Annotated in this window: 13 protein-coding genes and 1 pseudogene; 5 read left to right on the top strand and 9 right to left on the bottom strand. The window is 70.5% G+C overall.

The window, feature by feature from the left end; translation table 11 throughout:
- Window positions 1-12: 12 nt before the first annotated feature.
- The 5 genes from AMK29_RS30015 to AMK29_RS30035 all read right to left on the bottom strand — a co-directional run bounded on the left by AMK29_RS30015 (window position 13) and on the right by AMK29_RS30035 (window position 5,788).
- A complete protein-coding gene (locus tag AMK29_RS30015; RefSeq protein WP_073818954.1) occupies window positions 13-807 on the bottom strand; it encodes an ABC transporter permease in 795 nt (264 codons plus the stop codon).
- Window positions 807-1,739 (bottom strand): ABC transporter permease, encoded by a 933-nt coding sequence (locus AMK29_RS30020; protein WP_073818956.1) that lies wholly within the window; start codon window positions 1,737-1,739, stop codon window positions 807-809. Before AMK29_RS30020 ends, AMK29_RS30015 begins: the two co-directional genes overlap by 1 nt.
- A complete protein-coding gene (locus AMK29_RS30025) occupies window positions 1,736-2,905 on the bottom strand; it encodes an ABC transporter ATP-binding protein (protein ID WP_073818958.1) in 1,170 nt (389 codons plus the stop codon). Before AMK29_RS30025 ends, AMK29_RS30020 begins: the two co-directional genes overlap by 4 nt.
- Window positions 2,906-2,949: 44 nt before the next feature.
- Window positions 2,950-4,197, bottom strand: coding sequence for an ABC transporter substrate-binding protein (locus tag AMK29_RS30030; protein ID WP_073818960.1), 1,248 nt, complete (start codon window positions 4,195-4,197; stop codon window positions 2,950-2,952).
- Between the two features lie 76 nt (window positions 4,198-4,273).
- Window positions 4,274-5,788, bottom strand: a complete 1,515-nt coding sequence (locus AMK29_RS30035; protein WP_073818962.1) for a gamma-aminobutyraldehyde dehydrogenase — start codon at window positions 5,786-5,788, stop codon at window positions 4,274-4,276.
- A gap of 175 nt (window positions 5,789-5,963) precedes the next feature.
- Between AMK29_RS30035 and AMK29_RS30040 the strand changes: the two genes are divergently transcribed.
- Window positions 5,964-6,512 (top strand): NADAR family protein, encoded by a 549-nt coding sequence (locus AMK29_RS30040; protein ID WP_073818964.1) that lies wholly within the window; start codon window positions 5,964-5,966, stop codon window positions 6,510-6,512.
- An 83-nt stretch (window positions 6,513-6,595) separates the two neighbouring features.
- Here AMK29_RS30040 and AMK29_RS30045 read toward each other — a convergent pair whose 3' ends face one another.
- Window positions 6,596-7,291, bottom strand: a complete 696-nt coding sequence (locus tag AMK29_RS30045) for a DUF4190 domain-containing protein (RefSeq protein WP_073818966.1) — start codon at window positions 7,289-7,291, stop codon at window positions 6,596-6,598.
- 75 nt (window positions 7,292-7,366) lie between these two features.
- Between AMK29_RS30045 and AMK29_RS30050 the strand changes: the two genes are divergently transcribed.
- From AMK29_RS30050 to AMK29_RS30065, 4 genes and pseudogenes are all read left to right on the top strand, one after another.
- The gene (locus AMK29_RS30050; protein WP_073818968.1) at window positions 7,367-8,398 is read left to right on the top strand and encodes an adenosine deaminase; all 1,032 of its coding nucleotides are present in this window, start codon (window positions 7,367-7,369) and stop codon (window positions 8,396-8,398) included.
- A 19-nt stretch (window positions 8,399-8,417) separates the two neighbouring features.
- A complete protein-coding gene (locus AMK29_RS30055; protein WP_073818970.1) occupies window positions 8,418-9,155 on the top strand; it encodes a glycerophosphodiester phosphodiesterase in 738 nt (245 codons plus the stop codon).
- Window positions 9,152-9,937, top strand: coding sequence for an SAM-dependent methyltransferase (locus AMK29_RS30060; RefSeq protein WP_073818972.1), 786 nt, complete (start codon window positions 9,152-9,154; stop codon window positions 9,935-9,937). Before AMK29_RS30055 ends, AMK29_RS30060 begins: the two co-directional genes overlap by 4 nt.
- Before the next feature lie 18 nt (window positions 9,938-9,955).
- Window positions 9,956-11,265 (top strand): annotated as a pseudogene (locus tag AMK29_RS30065) (sensor histidine kinase).
- Here AMK29_RS30065 and AMK29_RS30070 read toward each other — a convergent pair.
- The 3 genes from AMK29_RS30070 to AMK29_RS30080 form a co-directional block, all read right to left on the bottom strand.
- On the bottom strand, window positions 11,262-11,792 hold the full coding sequence (locus AMK29_RS30070; protein WP_073818974.1) for a hypothetical protein: 531 nt from the start codon (window positions 11,790-11,792) through the stop codon (window positions 11,262-11,264). The pseudogene AMK29_RS30065 and the gene AMK29_RS30070 overlap by 4 nt on opposite strands.
- Before the next feature lie 85 nt (window positions 11,793-11,877).
- The gene (locus AMK29_RS30075) at window positions 11,878-13,041 is read right to left on the bottom strand and encodes a polyamine ABC transporter substrate-binding protein (RefSeq protein WP_073818976.1); all 1,164 of its coding nucleotides are present in this window, start codon (window positions 13,039-13,041) and stop codon (window positions 11,878-11,880) included.
- Window positions 13,042-13,184: 143 nt separating this feature from the next.
- On the bottom strand, window positions 13,185-14,621 hold the full coding sequence (locus AMK29_RS30080) for a gamma-aminobutyraldehyde dehydrogenase (RefSeq protein ID WP_073818978.1): 1,437 nt from the start codon (window positions 14,619-14,621) through the stop codon (window positions 13,185-13,187).
- Window positions 14,622-14,791: the final 170 nt, after the last annotated feature.

The following is a 14,791-nucleotide window of genomic DNA, read 5'->3' on the forward strand; positions in this document are numbered from 1 at the left end:
GCTGCCTATTGCTCAGGCTGTTGCTGTTTTCTTGCGCCGGTTCGTAATGATTTGCCCGGCCACGACCACCAGTACCGCGAGGACGAACATCGCGGTACCGATGACGTTGATCTGCACGGGGGTGCCACGCTGCGCCGAGCCCCAGACGAACATGGGGAAGGTGACGGTGGAGCCCGCGTTGAAGTTGGTGATGATGAAGTCGTCGAACGAGAGCGCGAAGGCCAACAGGGCGCCGGCGGCGATGCCGGGAGCGGCGATCGGCAGGGTGACGCGCAGGAAGGTCTGCACGGGTCCCGCGTAGAGGTCGCGCGCGGCCTCCTCCAGGCGCGGGTCCATGGACATGACCCGGGCCTTGACCGCCGTCACGACGAACGACAGGCAGAACATGATGTGGGCGATCAGGACCGTCCAGAAGCCCAGCTCGATCCCCATGTTGAGGAAGAGGGTGAGCAGCGAGGCGGCCATGACGACCTCGGGCATCGCCATCGGCAGGAAGATCAGCGAGTTGATCGCGCCGCGCGCCCGGAAGCGGTAGCGGACCAGCGCGAAGGCGATCATCGTGCCGAGGACGACGGCGCCGACGGTGGCCCAGGCGGCGAGCTGCAGCGAGAGCGAGAGCGACTCGCACATGTCGGCGACGCCGCAGGGGTCCTTCCAGGCGTCGAGGGAGAACTCCTGCCAGGAGTAGTTGAAGCGTCCCTTCGGCCTGTTGAAGGAGAACGCCATCACGACGAGGTTGGGCAGGATCATGTACGCGAGCGTCAGGAGGCCCGCGATGACGACGAGGTTGCGTCGTATCCAGCGCATCAGACCAGGTCCTCCGTTCCCGCTCGGCGGATGTAGACGGTGACCATGACCAGCACGATCGCCATGAGGATGAAGGACAGCGCCGCGGCCGTCGGATAGTCGAGGACCCGCAGGAACTGCGACTGGATGACGTTGCCGACCATCTTGGTGTCGGTGGAGCCGAGCAGCTCGGCGTTGACGTAGTCGCCGCTCGCCGGGATGAAGGTGAGCAGGGTGCCGGAGACGACGCCGGGCATCGACAGCGGGAAGGTCACCTTGCGGAAGGTGGTCGCCGGGGAGGCGTACAGGTCCTGCGCGGCCTCGTGCAGCCGCCCGTCGATCCGCTCCAGCGAGGTGTAGAGGGGCAGGATCATGAAGGGCAGGAAGTTGTACGTGAGACCGCAGACGACCGCCATCGGGGTGGCGAGCACGCGGTCGCCCTCGGTCCAGCCGATCCAGCTGGTCACGTCCAGGACGTGGAGCGCGTTCAGCACGTCCACGACGACGCTGTCGTCGGCGAGGATCGTCTTCCAGGCCAGCGTGCGGATCAGGAAGCTGGTGAAGAAGGGCGCGATGACGAGGACGAGGAGCAGATTGCGCCAGCGGCCGGCCTTGAAGGCGATCAGATACGCCAGCGGGTAGCCGAGCAGCAGGCAGAGCAGGGTCGCGGTCCCGGCGTACAGCAGGGAGCGGACGAACTGCGGCCAGTACTCCTGGAAGGCGTTCCAGTAGGTCTGGAAGTGCCAGGTGACCTCGAAGCCCTTCTCCAGGGAGCCGGTCTGCACCGAGGTCGAGGCCTGGTAGATCATCGGCAGCGCGAAGAAGACGAGCAGCCAGATGATGCCGGGCAGCAGCAGCCAGTAGGGGACGAGCCGCTTGCGGGTGGGAGGCTTGCGCAGAACCGGTTCCTCGACCGGCGCCGCCTCCTCCTTCGTGAGAGTGGAGGTGCTCATCCGGCGTCCTCCACCGTCTCCACGCCCGCGTCGATGTCCTGCGTCGCGTCGAGGCCGAAGGTGTGGGCCGGGTTCCAGTGCAGGACGACCTGGGCGCCGGGGCGGAGGCGCGCGTCCCGCTCGATGTTCTGCTCGTACACCTGGAGCTCGGCGCCCGCCGGGCTGTTGACCACGTACTGGGTGGAGACGCCGATGAACGAGGAGTCGACGATCCGGCCGGTGACCCGGTTGCGGCCGTCGGCTATCGTCCCCGCGTCGTCGGCGTGCGCGAGCGAGATCTTCTCGGGGCGGACGCCCACGAGCACCGAGCCGCCCGGGCGGACGGCGGAGGTACAGCGGTCGCCGGGGACCCGGAGCTTGCCGCCGCCGGCGGTGACGACGACCTCGGAGCCGGTCTCGACGACCTCGGCCTCGATGAGGTTGGAGGTGCCGAGGAAGTTGGCGACGAAGGTCGTGCTCGGGTTCTCGTACAGGTCGGCGGGGGCGCCGAGCTGCTCGACCCGGCCGCCGTTCATCACCGCGACCTGGTCGGCCATCGTCATGGCCTCCTCCTGGTCGTGGGTGACGTGCACGAAGGTGATGCCGACCTCGGTCTGGATCCGCTTGAGCTCCAGCTGCATCTGCCGGCGCAGCTTGAGGTCGAGGGCGCCGAGCGGCTCGTCGAGGAGGAGCACCTGCGGGTGGTTGATGAGCGCGCGGGCCACCGCGACGCGCTGCTGCTGGCCGCCGGAGAGCTGGTGCGGCTTGTGCCGGGCCTTGTCGCCGAGCTGGACGAGCTCCAGCATGTCGTCGACCTGCTTCTTCACCGACTTGATGCCGCGGCGGCGCAGGCCGAAGGCGATGTTCTCGCTGATGTCCATGTGCGGGAAGAGCGCGTAGGACTGGAAGACGGTGTTGACCGGCCGCTTGTACGGCGGGAGGTCGGTGACGTCCGTGTCGCCGAGGAAGACGGTGCCGGTGCTGGGGTCCTCCAGGCCGGCGATCATGCGGAGCGTGGTGGTCTTGCCGCAGCCGGAGGCGCCGAGGAGGGCGAAAAAGGAGCCCTGCGGGACGGTCAGGTCGAGCGGGTGGACGGCGGTGAAGGAGCCGTACGTCTTGCTGATCCCGGTGAGACGGACGTCGCCGCCGCCAGTGTTCTTTCCGGTGTGAACAGTCTTGTCAGTCATGGGTCGTGGTCCCAGGGGAGTGAGAGAGGTGGACGACGTGGGCCTCAGGCGCCGATGAGCTTGGCGAACTTCTCCTCGTACGCCGTCTCCTCCGCGCTGGTGAGCGAGCGGAAGGCGCGCGACTTCTTGGCCATGGCCTTGTCCGGGAGGATCAGCGTGTTGTTCGCGAGCTCGGGGTCGATCTTGGCGAGCTCGTCCTTCACCCCGTCCACGGGGCACACGTAGTTGATGTACGCGGCGAGCTGGGCGGCGACGGGGAGCTCGTAGTAGTAGTCGATGAGCTTCTCGGCGTTCGTCTTGTGCCGGGCCTGGGCGGGGACGAGCAGGTTGTCGCTGGAGGTGATGTAACCGGCGGACGGGATGGAGAACCTGATGTCCGGGTTGTCCGCCTGGAGCTGGATGATGTCGCCGGCCCAGGCGAGACAGGCGGCGATGTCGCCCTTGTCCAGGTCGGAGGTGTAGTCGTTGCCGGTGAAGCGGCGTATCTGCTTCTTGTCGACGGCCTTCTGGAGGCGACCTATCGCCGCGTCGTAGTCGGCGTCCGTGAACGCCCCGGGGTCCTTGCCCATGTCGAGCAGGGTCATGCCGACGGTGTCGCGCATCTCGGTGAGGAAGCCGACGCGGCCCTTCAGGGCGGGGTCGTCGAGGAGCTGGGTGACCGAGTCGACCTTCTTGCCGCCGGTCGCCTTCGCGTTGTAGGCGATGACGGTGGAGATACCGGTCCACGGGTACGAGTAGGACCGGCCCGGGTCCCAGTCGGGGCGGCGGAACTGGCCGGAGAGGTTGGCGTACGCGTTGGGCAGGTTCGCCGGGTCGAGCTTCTGCGCCCAGCCGAGGCGGATCATGCGGGCGGCGAGCCAGTCGGTGACGCAGATCAGGTCGCGGCCGGTGTCCTGGCCGGCCGCGAGCTGCGGTTTGATCTTTCCGAAGAACTCGACGTTGTCGTTGATGTCCTCGGTGTACTTGACCTTGATCCCGGTGCGCTTCGTGAACGCCTCCAGGCTGGGGCGGCCCTTCTCGTCCTCACTGACGTCCATGTACTCGGTCCAGTTGGAGAAGGCGAGGGTCTTCTCCTTGGCCGAGTCGTCCGTGGAGGCGGTGCCCTGGCCCTCCCGCTTGGCCGGCGGGATGCCGCAGGCGCTCAGGGAGGCGAGGCCGCCGATCGTGAGGGCGCCGACTCCGCCCGCGCGCAGCATCGAACGGCGGCTGAGGGCTCCCCGGCCGCTGGTCAGGCTGCGTCGTATCGCCGCCGTCTGCGCGGCGGACAGGCTGTCGGGCTCGTACTGCTCCATGCGCTGTGCCCTTTCGGGATGGTGTGGGCCGCTGGTCGGGCGGCGGACCACGCGGCGGTAGCCGCAGGTCGAGTGCTTATCGGTCCCCGAAGATCGTGCGGTGCCAGTCCTTCGCGGCGACCGCGGTGTTGTCGAACATCACGTGCTTGACCTGGGTGTACTCCTCGAAGGAGTACGCCGACATGTCCTTCCCGTAGCCCGATGCCTTGGTGCCGCCGTGGGGCATCTCGCTGATGATCGGAATGTGGTCGTTGACCCAGACGCACCCGGCCTTGATCTCCCGGGTGGCGCGGCCCGCCCGGTAGACGTCGCGGCTCCAGGCCGAGGCGGCCAGGCCGTACGGGGTGTCGTTGGCGAGCCGGATGCCCTCGTCGTCGCTGTCGAAGGGCAGGGCCACCAGGACCGGGCCGAAGATCTCCGACTGCACGACCTCGCTGTCCTGCGCGGCGCCGGTGATCAGGGTCGGACGATAGTAGGCGCCGTCCTTGAGGTCGCCGCCGGGGGCTTCGCCGCCGGTGACGACGGTGGCGTAGCCGCGGGCACGCTCGACGAAGGCGGCGACGCCGTCGCGGTGGCGGTGGCTGACGAGCGGGCCGAGGTCGGTCGCCGGGTCGAAGGGGTCGCCGACGCGGACGGTCTCCATGAGCTCGGCCACGCGCGCGACGAAGGCGTCGAAGAGCGGGCGCTGGACGTACGCGCGCGTGGCGGCGGTGCAGTCCTGGCCGCTGTTGATGAGGGAGGCGGCGACGGCGCCGTGGGCGGCGGCCTCCAGGTCGGCGTCGTCGAAGACGACGAAGGGGGCCTTGCCGCCGAGTTCGAGGTGGAGGCGCTTGACGGTCGCGGTGGCGATCTCCGCGACCCGCTTGCCGACCGGCGTGGAGCCGGTGAAGGAGGTCATGACGACGTCGGGGTGGCCGACGAGGTGTTCGCCGACGGTCCGCCCGGGGCCGTTGACGATGTTGACGACGCCGTCGGGGATACCGGCGTCCGTGGCGGCCTGCGCGAACATCAGGGAGGTCAGCGGGGTGAGTTCGGCGGGCTTCAGGACGATCGTGTTGCCGGCGGCGATGGCCGGCAGGATCTTCCAGGCGGCCATCTGGAGCGGATAGTTCCAGGGGGCGATGGAGCCGACGACACCGATCGGTTCACGCCGGATGTACGAGGTGTGGTCGCCGCTGTACTCGCCGGCCGACTGGCCCTGGAGGTGGCGCGCGGCGCCGGCGAAGAAGGCCGTGTTGTCGATGGTGCCGGGTACGTCGAACTCGGTGCTGAGCTTGAGGGGCTTGCCGCACTGGAGGGACTCCACGCGGGCGATGTCCTCGGCCCGCTCGGCGAGGATGCCGGCGAAGCGGTGCAGCGCGTCGGAGCGCTCGCCGGGGGTGGCGCCCGCCCAGCCGGGGAAGGCGGCCTTGGCGGCCGCGACGGCCTCGTCGACGTCGGCGGTGGAGGCGAGCGCGTAGGTGTAGACGCTCTCCCCGGTCGCCGGGTCGATCACGCTGTGGTTCTGACCGGACGTTCCGGCACGGAGCCGCCCGCCGATGTACTGTGCGCCGGCCGCGAAGCGGTCCGTCACCTGGAAGCGGTTGCCCATGACGCTCTCCGTTGTTCCAGCTCGAATTGAGTGCCGATCCTGACAGAGGGATGGCCCTCCAACAAGTGATTCCGTTGTTGCCTTTTGGTTACGCGACGGAATCGGTCGACCATGTGTCGAGGCGCCCCGAATATCTCCGTACGGAGTGTCCGTGGCGGCTGTCAGACTCGCATGCATGAGCAAGATCGAGGAGCTGACACAGCAGGTCAACCGGGGTGACAAGGTGAAGTGGCTGCACTTCTGGGGTCACCGCCCGCACCCGGACGGACGGCTCTCCGCGAGCTGTCTGAGCCAGTGGTGGCCGGCACCCTTCGTGATCGAGGGCGTCCGCTACGCGACGGCCGAGCACTGGATGATGGCGGCCAAGGCCCGCCTCTTCGGGGACGCCGACGCCGAGCGGGCGGCGCTCCACGCTCCCACCCCCGCCGAGGCCAAGAAGGCCGGGCGGCTGGTGCGGGACTTCGACGGGGCGGTGTGGGAGCGGGAGCGCTTCGGGATCGTGGTCGAGGGCAGCGTCCACAAGTTCTCCTCGGACGCGGCCCTGCGCGCGTACCTCCTGGGCACGGGCACCCGCGTCCTGGTAGAGGCCAGCCCCGTCGACCCGATCTGGGGCATCGGCCTCGCGGCCGACGACCCCGGCGCCCACGACCCGGCCCGCTGGCGCGGCCTGAACCTCCTGGGCTTCGCCCTCATGGAGGCGCGGGAGCGGCTGCGGGGAGCGTGAGACACGGGAGGGCCCCGCACCGGAGACCGGTGCGGGGCCCTCTCAGCCGTACGAAGGCGTACGCCCGCGTACGACCGCGTACGTCAGCGGCCGCTCTCGACGACCAGGCTCGACGCGAACGGGTCGTCGTCGTACCCGGAGTCGTCGAAGGTCGAGGAGTCCTGGGTGACCGCCCAGATGACGAAGCCCAGGAAGACGGCGCTGACCACGGTGCCGATCGCGCCGAGGATGACACCCGCGAGCGCCATGCCCCGGTTGGTCGCCTCGCCCCGGCCCGCCTTCTTCAGGCCGATGACGCCGAAGATCAGCGCCAGGACGCCGAGGATCACCCCCAGGCCGTACAGGCAGAAGCCCGCGACCGCGACGATGCCGAGCACCATCGAGGCGGTGCCCATGCCGTTGGACGGCGACTGCGGGTAGCCCGGCTGGCCGGGGTAGCCGCTGCCGTACGACGACGGGTAGCCGGGGTAGCCGTACCCGGAGGACGCCGCGGTGACCGGCGGCGTCGGGGCCGACGGGTAGCCGTACCCGCCGGAGGTGTCCGCCGCGGGATAGCCGTACGCGCCGGGCGTGGCCGCGGGGCCGCCGGGAGCGACCGGCGGCGGCGGCACCGCGCCCGGATCGGGCGTCAGCGGCATGGACGTGACGGTCTGCTGGTCGTGCACAGGCGACGGCGACGGCGTCGCCGGCTTGCTCAGTTCCACCCCGTCACGGTTCGGCGGAGCCCACGGGTCCGCCGGGTCGTACCCGTCCCGCGACTGGTCTCGGTTGTCAGACATGGGCCTCCCCCATCATGGTCCCGCCATGCTACGACCTCACCCCGTGGAGTGAACCGCCCGGCCTACGATGACCCGATGACCGACCTCCATGCCTTCATCGCGGGCCTGCCCAAGGCCGAGCTGCACGTCCACCACGTGGGCTCCGCCTCGCCCCGCATCGTCGCCGAGCTGGCGGCGCGGCACCCCGACTCCAAGGTCCCCACGGACCCGGAGGCGCTGGCCGACTACTTCACCTTCACCGACTTCGCGCACTTCATCGACGTCTACCTCTCGGTGGTCGACCTGGTCCGCACCCCGGAGGACGTCCGGCTGCTGACCTTCGAGATCGCCCGTGACATGGCCCGGCAGAACATCCGGTACGCCGAGCTGACCATCACCCCGTACTCCTCCACCCGGCGGGGCATCGACGAGCGCGCCTTCATGGCGGCGATCGAGGACGCCCGCAAGTCCGCGGAGGCCGAGTTCGGCACCGTCCTGCGCTGGTGCTTCGACATCCCCGGCGAGGCCGGCCTGGTCTCCGCCGAGGAGACCGTGCGCCTCGCCACGACCGACGGGCTGCGCCCCGAGGGCCTGGTCTCCTTCGGCCTCGGCGGCCCGGAGATCGGCGTACCGCGCCCGCAGTTCAAGCCGTACTTCGACCGGGCGCGCGCGGCCGGTCTGCACTCCGTCCCGCACGCGGGCGAGACGACCGGCCCGCAGACGGTCTGGGACGCCATCGTCGACCTGGGCGCCGAGCGCATCGGCCACGGCACCAGCTCGGTCCAGGACCCGGCGCTCCTCGCGTACCTGGCGGAGCACCGCATCGCCCTGGAGGTCTGCCCGACCTCGAACATCGCCACGCGTGCCGTCGCCACGCTGGACGAGCACCCGATCCGGCAGATGGTGGAGGCCGGGGTGCTGGTCACCGTCAACAGCGACGACCCGCCGATGTTCGGCACCGACCTCGAGAACGAGTACGTGGTCGCCGCCCGTCTCCTCGGTCTCGACGAGCGCGGGGTCGCCGCCCTCGCGAAGAACGCGGTGGAGGCCTCGTTCCTCGACGCGGCCGGCAAGGCCCGGATCACCGCCGAGATCGACACGTACACCGACGACTGGCTCGCGCGCTGACGACGGCGAGAATGGGTCCATGGACTCCGACACCGCCAGGGACCTGTCCGCCTTCCGGGAAGCCGCCGGGAGGCGCGTCACCGTCGTGGGCCATCGCGGCGACCCGTACCGCGTCCGCGAGAACACGCTCCGCTCGATCGGCTCGGCCATCGAGCGGGGCGCGGGCGCGGTCGAGGTCGACGTGCGGCTGACGAAGGACCGGGTGCCCGTCCTCCTCCACGACGACACGCTGAAGCGCCTGTGGCGCCACGACCGGCCGCTCGCCTCGCTCTCGTACGAGCAGGTCCGCGAGCTGACGTACGGCGGGGTGCCGACGCTGCGCGAGGCGCTGCTGACCGCCGGGGACCGCCGGCTGATGCTGGACCTGCCGGGCGGCGACGCGTCCTCGGTCCGCACGATCGTGGGGACGGTCCGCGAGTGCGGGGCCGGGGAGCGGGTGTACTACTGCGCCGGGGCCGTCGCCATGCTCCAGGTGCGGGCCGCCGACCCGGCCGCCGAGATCGCCCTGACCTGGACCTCGCTCGCGCCGCCTCGCCCGGTCCTGCTCGACGCGGTGCGGCCGCGGTGGCTCAACTACCGCTTCGGCCTGGTGAGTCGGGAGCTCAGCGAGCGGGTGCACCGGGACGGGTTGCTCGTCTCCGCCTGGACCGCGGACACCGCCCGCACCATGCGTAAGCTGATCAGGAACGGGGTCGACTCCGTCACCACGAACCGGGTCGACACCCTCACCGACGTCCTGCGAAAGGCCCGCGCGTGAACGACCGGATCCGCACCGACATCGCCCACAACGCCCGCGTGTGGAACTACTGGCTGGGCGGCAAGGACAACTACCCGGTGGACCGCGCGGTCGGCGACCAGGTCACCGGTTTCTACCCGAGCATCGGCGAAGTGGCCCGCGCGGACCGGGCGTTCCTCGGGCGCGCGGTGACCCATCTGGCCGCCGACGCGGGCGTGCGCCAGTTCCTCGACATCGGTACGGGCCTGCCGACCGCCGACAACACCCACGAGGTCGCCCAGCGGGTCGCGCCCGACGCCCGGATCGTCTACGTCGACAACGACCCGATCGTCCTGACCCACGCCCGCGCGCTCCTGACGAGCGCGCCGGAGGGGGTCACCGAGTACGTGGACGCCGACGCACACGACCCGGAGAAGATCCTGGCGGCGGCCGGGGCGACGCTCGACCTCTCCCGCCCGGTCGCGGTGATGATGCTCGGCATCCTCAACTTCGTCCTGGACACCGACGAGGCCCGGTCGATCGTGCGGACCCTGATGGACGCCGTCCCCTCCGGCAGCCACCTGGTGCTGACCCATCCCACCCTGGAGCCCGAGCTCGGCGGCGAGGGCAACAAGGCCGCGATGGCCTTCTGGAACGAGAACGCGACCCCGCCGATCACCGCCCGCAGCCGCGCCGAGTTCGCCTCCTTCCTGGAGGGTCTCGACGTCCTGGAGCCCGGCATCGTCTCCTGCGCCCGCTGGCGCCCGGTCTCCGCCGAGGCCTGCACGGTCGCACAGTTCGGCGCGGTGGGCCGCAAGCCGTAATGGGCATACGGGGGGGGCGTGCGCGGCCGGTGGGAGCGGGCGCGGACCTGGGGCGCGGCGAACCCGTGGGCGGTGGACGCCGGGATCGCGCTGCTCGTCCAGGCGGCGATGACGATGCCGTTCGTCGTGCCGCGCCCGCCCGAGTTCGAACCGGCGACCTGGTCCGCGTACGGGCTCACGACGCTGACCGTGCTGCCCCTGGTCCGGCGGCGGCGCGCGCCCGTCGCCGTGCTGCTCGCGATCATGGCGACGAGCGCGCTCTACAAGGTGGCCCTGGAGGGGCCGGGGCAGCCGCTGCCGTACACCGGCCTCGTCAGCGTCTACACGGTCGCGCTCCTCTCACCCCCGTGGAAGCGGCTCGTGACGGCGGGGCTCCTGCTGGTCGCGGTGCCCGTGTCGGTGTGGCTCAACACGCGGTCGGCGCGCGAACTGACCTTCTCGCTCTTCGTGTTCGGCGCCGCCCATGTCTTCGGACGGCTCCAGGACGCCCGGCAGCGCGCCCACCGGATCGAGGCCGAGCGGGCCGCCGCCCATGAACGGGCCAGGATCGCACGGGAGATGCACGACATCCTGTCGCACGCGGTGAGCCTGACGATCGTGCAGGCGGAGGCCGGGCCGGTGGCGGTACGGGCTGCGCCCGAGCGTGCCGAGGCCGCGTTCGAGGCCGTCTCGGAGACGGGCCGCGAGGCGATGAGCCAGGCAGATGCTGGGGCTGCTGCGGGAGAGCCCCGAGAGCGCCGCGCCCCGGGAGCCGCAGCCGGACCTGGCCGCGCTCCCCGGTCTGGTGGAGCGGTTCAGGGACAAGCGGTCTGGCCGTCACGTACACGACGGAGGGCGGCGTGCGGGCCGCCCTGCCCGCGGCGACCGGGGCGAGCGTCTACCGGATCGTGCGGGAGGCGCTGACGAACGTGGTCCGGCACGCGGACGCCCGCACGGCCGAGGTCCGGCTCTCCCGCGCGGACGGCGTCCTGAGCGTCACGGTGACCGACGACGGCCGCGGTCCCCGCGGCGGCTCAGGCGGCCACGGTCTCCTCGGCATCAGGGAGCGGGCCGCCGCCCACGGCGGGACGGCGACCCCCGGCCCGGGACCCGGCGGCCGCGGGTTCGAGGTGCGGGTGCTGTCGCCCTCACCGAGGATGAAGCGGCTCGGCGGGCGCGAGGTGTGGGGCAAGACGGGCGGCCGCTGGGGCTACAACGCGGCCGTCGCCTCGACCCGCGACGGCGCGCGCACCCTCGTCTACAGCGTGAACTCGACCGACGCCAAGGGCCAGGACATGAACCGGACCGCGCTGGACGTCATGGTCGCGGCGTACGGTCTGCCCGACTAGGCGGGCGCGGGCTCGGCGGCCGTCGCCGCTTCGAGCCGCTTGATCATCCGGCGGACGTGGAGCAGCGGCAGGATGCCGATGACGCCGAAGGACATGTCGATGACCGACCACCAGAAGGGGATGCCCCGGACGGGTCCGCTGATCAGGGCGAGCGGGATGATGCCGACGCAGGCGATCATGCCGAACTCGACGACCCAGATGTTGCGGACGGGGTCGCGGTAGGCGCCGTAGAAGGCGACGGCGATGACGAGATGGGCGAAGGCCAGCCAGTCGGTGCCGTAGAGCAGGTACGGGGCCTGCTCGTCGGCGGTCTCGACCCCGCCGCGGACGCGGTCGATCCACTCGGCGAGCCCCGGCAGGATTTCGGCCAGCGGCGCCGCCCAGCCGTCCAAGGAGGCGTCGAGGAAGCGGAGTTCGGTGACGAGCGGGAAGGCGGTGACACCGCTCAGGACCAGACAGACGACGAAGACGACCAGCCAGACGCGGATACGCTCGATCAGGGCTCTCGGCCCGTTCGTGTCGCTCATGACCGCAGCGTACGCCTCTTATGAACGTGTTCAAAAACGGGGGTCCGTCAGCCCGCCGCGCCTGCGGCCGGCCCTCTCTCCGCCCTCACAGTCCGACGATCGCGTTCCACTTCTTCGCGAAGACCTGCCGCTCCTCGGAGGTGATGTCCCGGGCGATCGCCAGCCTGCTCCGCATGGCGGTGTCGGGGAAGATCAGCGGGTCCGCGGCGAGGGCGGCCAGCTCCTCGTCGCCCGAGTCCGCGAGGACGTCCCGCGCGGCCGGCACCGGGCACACGTAGTTGACCCAGGCGGCGAGTTCGGCGGCGACCTCGGGCTCGTAGTAGTAGTCGACGAGCTTCTCGGCGTTGGTCTTGTGCCGGGCGCGGTTGGGGATCATCAGGGACTCCGCCCACAGCTCGCCGCCCTCCTCGGGGACGACGAACTCGATGTCCGGGTTGTCGGCCTGGAGCTGGATGATGTCGCCGGAGTACGCCTGGCAGGCGAGCACGTCACCGGTGGACAGGTCCTTGATGTAGTCGTTGCCGGTGAAGCGGCGGATGTGCTTCGTACGGACGAGCCCCTCGACCTGCTCGCAGAGGGCGTGGAAGTCGTCGCCGGTCCACCGGGTGACGTCGACGCCGTTGCCCAGCATCAGCAGCGCGAAGGACTCGTCGAGCCCGGAGAGCAGCGTCACCTTGCCCCGCAGGTCGTCGGCCCACAGGTCCCCGGTCGAGCGGATCTCCCGGCCGAGCCTCCGGCGGTCGTACGCGATGCCGGTGATCCCGGACTGCCAGGGGACGCTGTGCAGCCGCCCCCAGTCGAAGGCGGGGAGGCGCAGTTGCGGGTCGAGGTGGGCGGCGACGTTCGGCTGCGCGGCGCGGTCCATCTCCTGCACCCAGCCGAGGCGGACGAAGCGGGCGGCCATCCAGTCGCTGACGACGATCAGGTCCCGTCCGGTCTCCTGGTGGTTCATCAGGGCCGGGCCGATCTTGCCGAAGAACTCGTCGTTGTCGTTGATCTCCTCCGTGTAGCGGACGGAGATCCCGGTGCGCTCGCGGAAGCCGTTGAGGGTGGGCCGCTTCGACGTGTCGTCCTCGTCGGTGTCGATGTAGAGCGGCCAGTTGGCGAAGTCGAGCGTCCGGTCGCGCGCGGAGACGTCGCGGCCGACCCGCTCCCCCTCGTCGACGTACGCGGCGGGGACCCCGCAGCCGGCGAGCAGGCCCGCGGCCCCGGCACCGCCGATGCCGCGCAGCAGGGACCGGCGGGACATGTTCTTCCTGGCTGTCGCTCTCACCCGAGCAGCATCCCGGCCCGCCGCCGGCCGCTTCAATGGACGGTCCGTCGAGCGAAGGACCGCGGCCCCGACACCCTGTCGATCAAGGGTGCCGGGGCCGCGGGGCGGAGCCGGAAGGGTCAGCCGAGGGAGGTCATGACGTGCTTGATGCGCGTGTAGTCCTCGAAGCCGTAGGCGGAGAGGTCCTTGCCGTAGCCGGACTTCTTGTAGCCGCCGTGGGGCATCTCGGCGACCAGCGGGATGTGGGTGTTGATCCACACACAGCCGAAGTCGAGCGCCTTGGACATGCGCATCGCGCGCGCGTGGTCCTTGGTCCAGACGGAGGAGGCGAGGGCGTACTCGACGCCGTTCGCGAACTCCAGGGCCTGGGCCTCGTCCGTGAAGGACTGGACGGTGATGACCGGGCCGAAGACCTCGTTCTGCACGATCTCGTCGTCCTGGGTGAGGCCGGAGACGACGGTCGGGGCGTAGAAGTAGCCCTTGTCGCCGACGCGGTGGCCGCCGGCCTGGACCTTGGCGTGGGCCGGGAGGCGGTCGATGAAGCCGGCGACCTGCTTCAGCTGGTTCGCGTTGTTGAGCGGGCCGTACAGCACGTCCTCGTCGTCCGGCTGGCCGGTCTTCGTCTCGGCGGCGGCCTTGGCGAGGGCGGTGACGAACTCGTCGTGGATGGACTCGTGCACGAGGACGCGGGTGGCGGCCGTGCAGTCCTGGCCGGCGTTGAAGAAGCCCGCGACGGAGATGTCCTCGACGGCCTTGTCGATGTCGGTGTCCTCGAACACGACCACCGGGGCCTTGCCGCCCAGCTCCAGGTGGACGCGCTTGACGTCCTTGGCCGCCGACTCGGCGACCTGCATGCCCGCGCGGACGGAGCCGGTGATGGAGGCCATCGCCGGGGTCGGGTGCTCGACCATGGTCTTGCCCGTCTCCCGGTCGCCGCAGACGACGTTGAAGACGCCCTTGGGAACGATCTGGCCGATGATCTCGGCCATCAGGACGGTCGACGCGGGGGTCGTGTCCGAGGGCTTGAGGACGACCGTGTTGCCCGCTGCGAGCGCCGGGGCGAACTTCCACACGGCCATCATCATCGGGTAGTTCCACGGCGCGACCTGGGCGCAGACGCCGACGGGCTCGCGGCGCACGATCGAGGTCATGCCCTCCATGTACTCGCCGGCCGAGCGGCCCTCGAGCAGGCGGGCGGCACCGGCGAAGAAGCGGATCTGGTCCACCATCGGCGGGATCTCCTCACTCGCGGTGAGGGCGATCGGCTTGCCCGTGTTCTGGACCTCGGCGGCGATCAGGTCCTCGGCGCGCTCCTCGAAGGCGTCCGCGATCTTGAGCAGTACCTTCTGGCGCTCGGCCGGGGTGCTGTCACGCCAGGCGGGGAAGGCGGCCGCGGCGGCCTCCATGGCGGCGTCGACGTCGGCCTGGCCGGAGAGCGGGGAGGTGGCGTACACCTCGCCGGTCGCCGGGTTGACCACGTCGATGGTGCGGCCGTCGGCCGCGTCGCGGAACTCCCCGTTGATGTAGTTACGCAGCCGGCGCAGCTCGGTGGTCACTTGCCACCCCTCCTGTCACGTTCTGTCGTCGCACGTCCTTGTGCGGTGTCCCGATGGGCGAGACACCTCAGCCTAGTCGCTCGACTGACGCTTTCAACAGCCCCGGCCTCCCGCAACTTCGGATTCGGTGAGATCGGAGGCCTCTCGCAACGAATTACATCGCTCTGGGG

The sequence above is a fragment of the Streptomyces sp. CB02261 genome (genome assembly GCF_001905665.1).
Taxonomy (GTDB): domain Bacteria; phylum Actinomycetota; class Actinomycetes; order Streptomycetales; family Streptomycetaceae; genus Streptomyces.

Coding starts and splice junctions, on each gene's coding strand:
- AMK29_RS30035 (WP_073818962.1), bottom strand. CDS start 5,788: ATGGGCAACCGCTTCCAGGTGACGGACCGCTTCGCGGCCGGCGCACAG.
- AMK29_RS30040 (WP_073818964.1), top strand. CDS start 5,964: ATGAGCAAGATCGAGGAGCTGACACAGCAGGTCAACCGGGGTGACAAG.
- AMK29_RS30030 (WP_073818960.1), bottom strand. CDS start 4,197: ATGGAGCAGTACGAGCCCGACAGCCTGTCCGCCGCGCAGACGGCGGCG.
- AMK29_RS30050 (WP_073818968.1), top strand. CDS start 7,367: ATGACCGACCTCCATGCCTTCATCGCGGGCCTGCCCAAGGCCGAGCTG.
- AMK29_RS30070 (WP_073818974.1), bottom strand. CDS start 11,792: ATGAGCGACACGAACGGGCCGAGAGCCCTGATCGAGCGTATCCGCGTC.
- AMK29_RS30075 (WP_073818976.1), bottom strand. CDS start 13,041: ATGTCCCGCCGGTCCCTGCTGCGCGGCATCGGCGGTGCCGGGGCCGCG.
- AMK29_RS30045 (WP_073818966.1), bottom strand. CDS start 7,291: ATGTCTGACAACCGAGACCAGTCGCGGGACGGGTACGACCCGGCGGAC.
- AMK29_RS30025 (WP_073818958.1), bottom strand. CDS start 2,905: ATGACTGACAAGACTGTTCACACCGGAAAGAACACTGGCGGCGGCGAC.
- AMK29_RS30015 (WP_073818954.1), bottom strand. CDS start 807: ATGCGCTGGATACGACGCAACCTCGTCGTCATCGCGGGCCTCCTGACG.
- AMK29_RS30055 (WP_073818970.1), top strand. CDS start 8,418: ATGGACTCCGACACCGCCAGGGACCTGTCCGCCTTCCGGGAAGCCGCC.
- AMK29_RS30020 (WP_073818956.1), bottom strand. CDS start 1,739: ATGAGCACCTCCACTCTCACGAAGGAGGAGGCGGCGCCGGTCGAGGAA.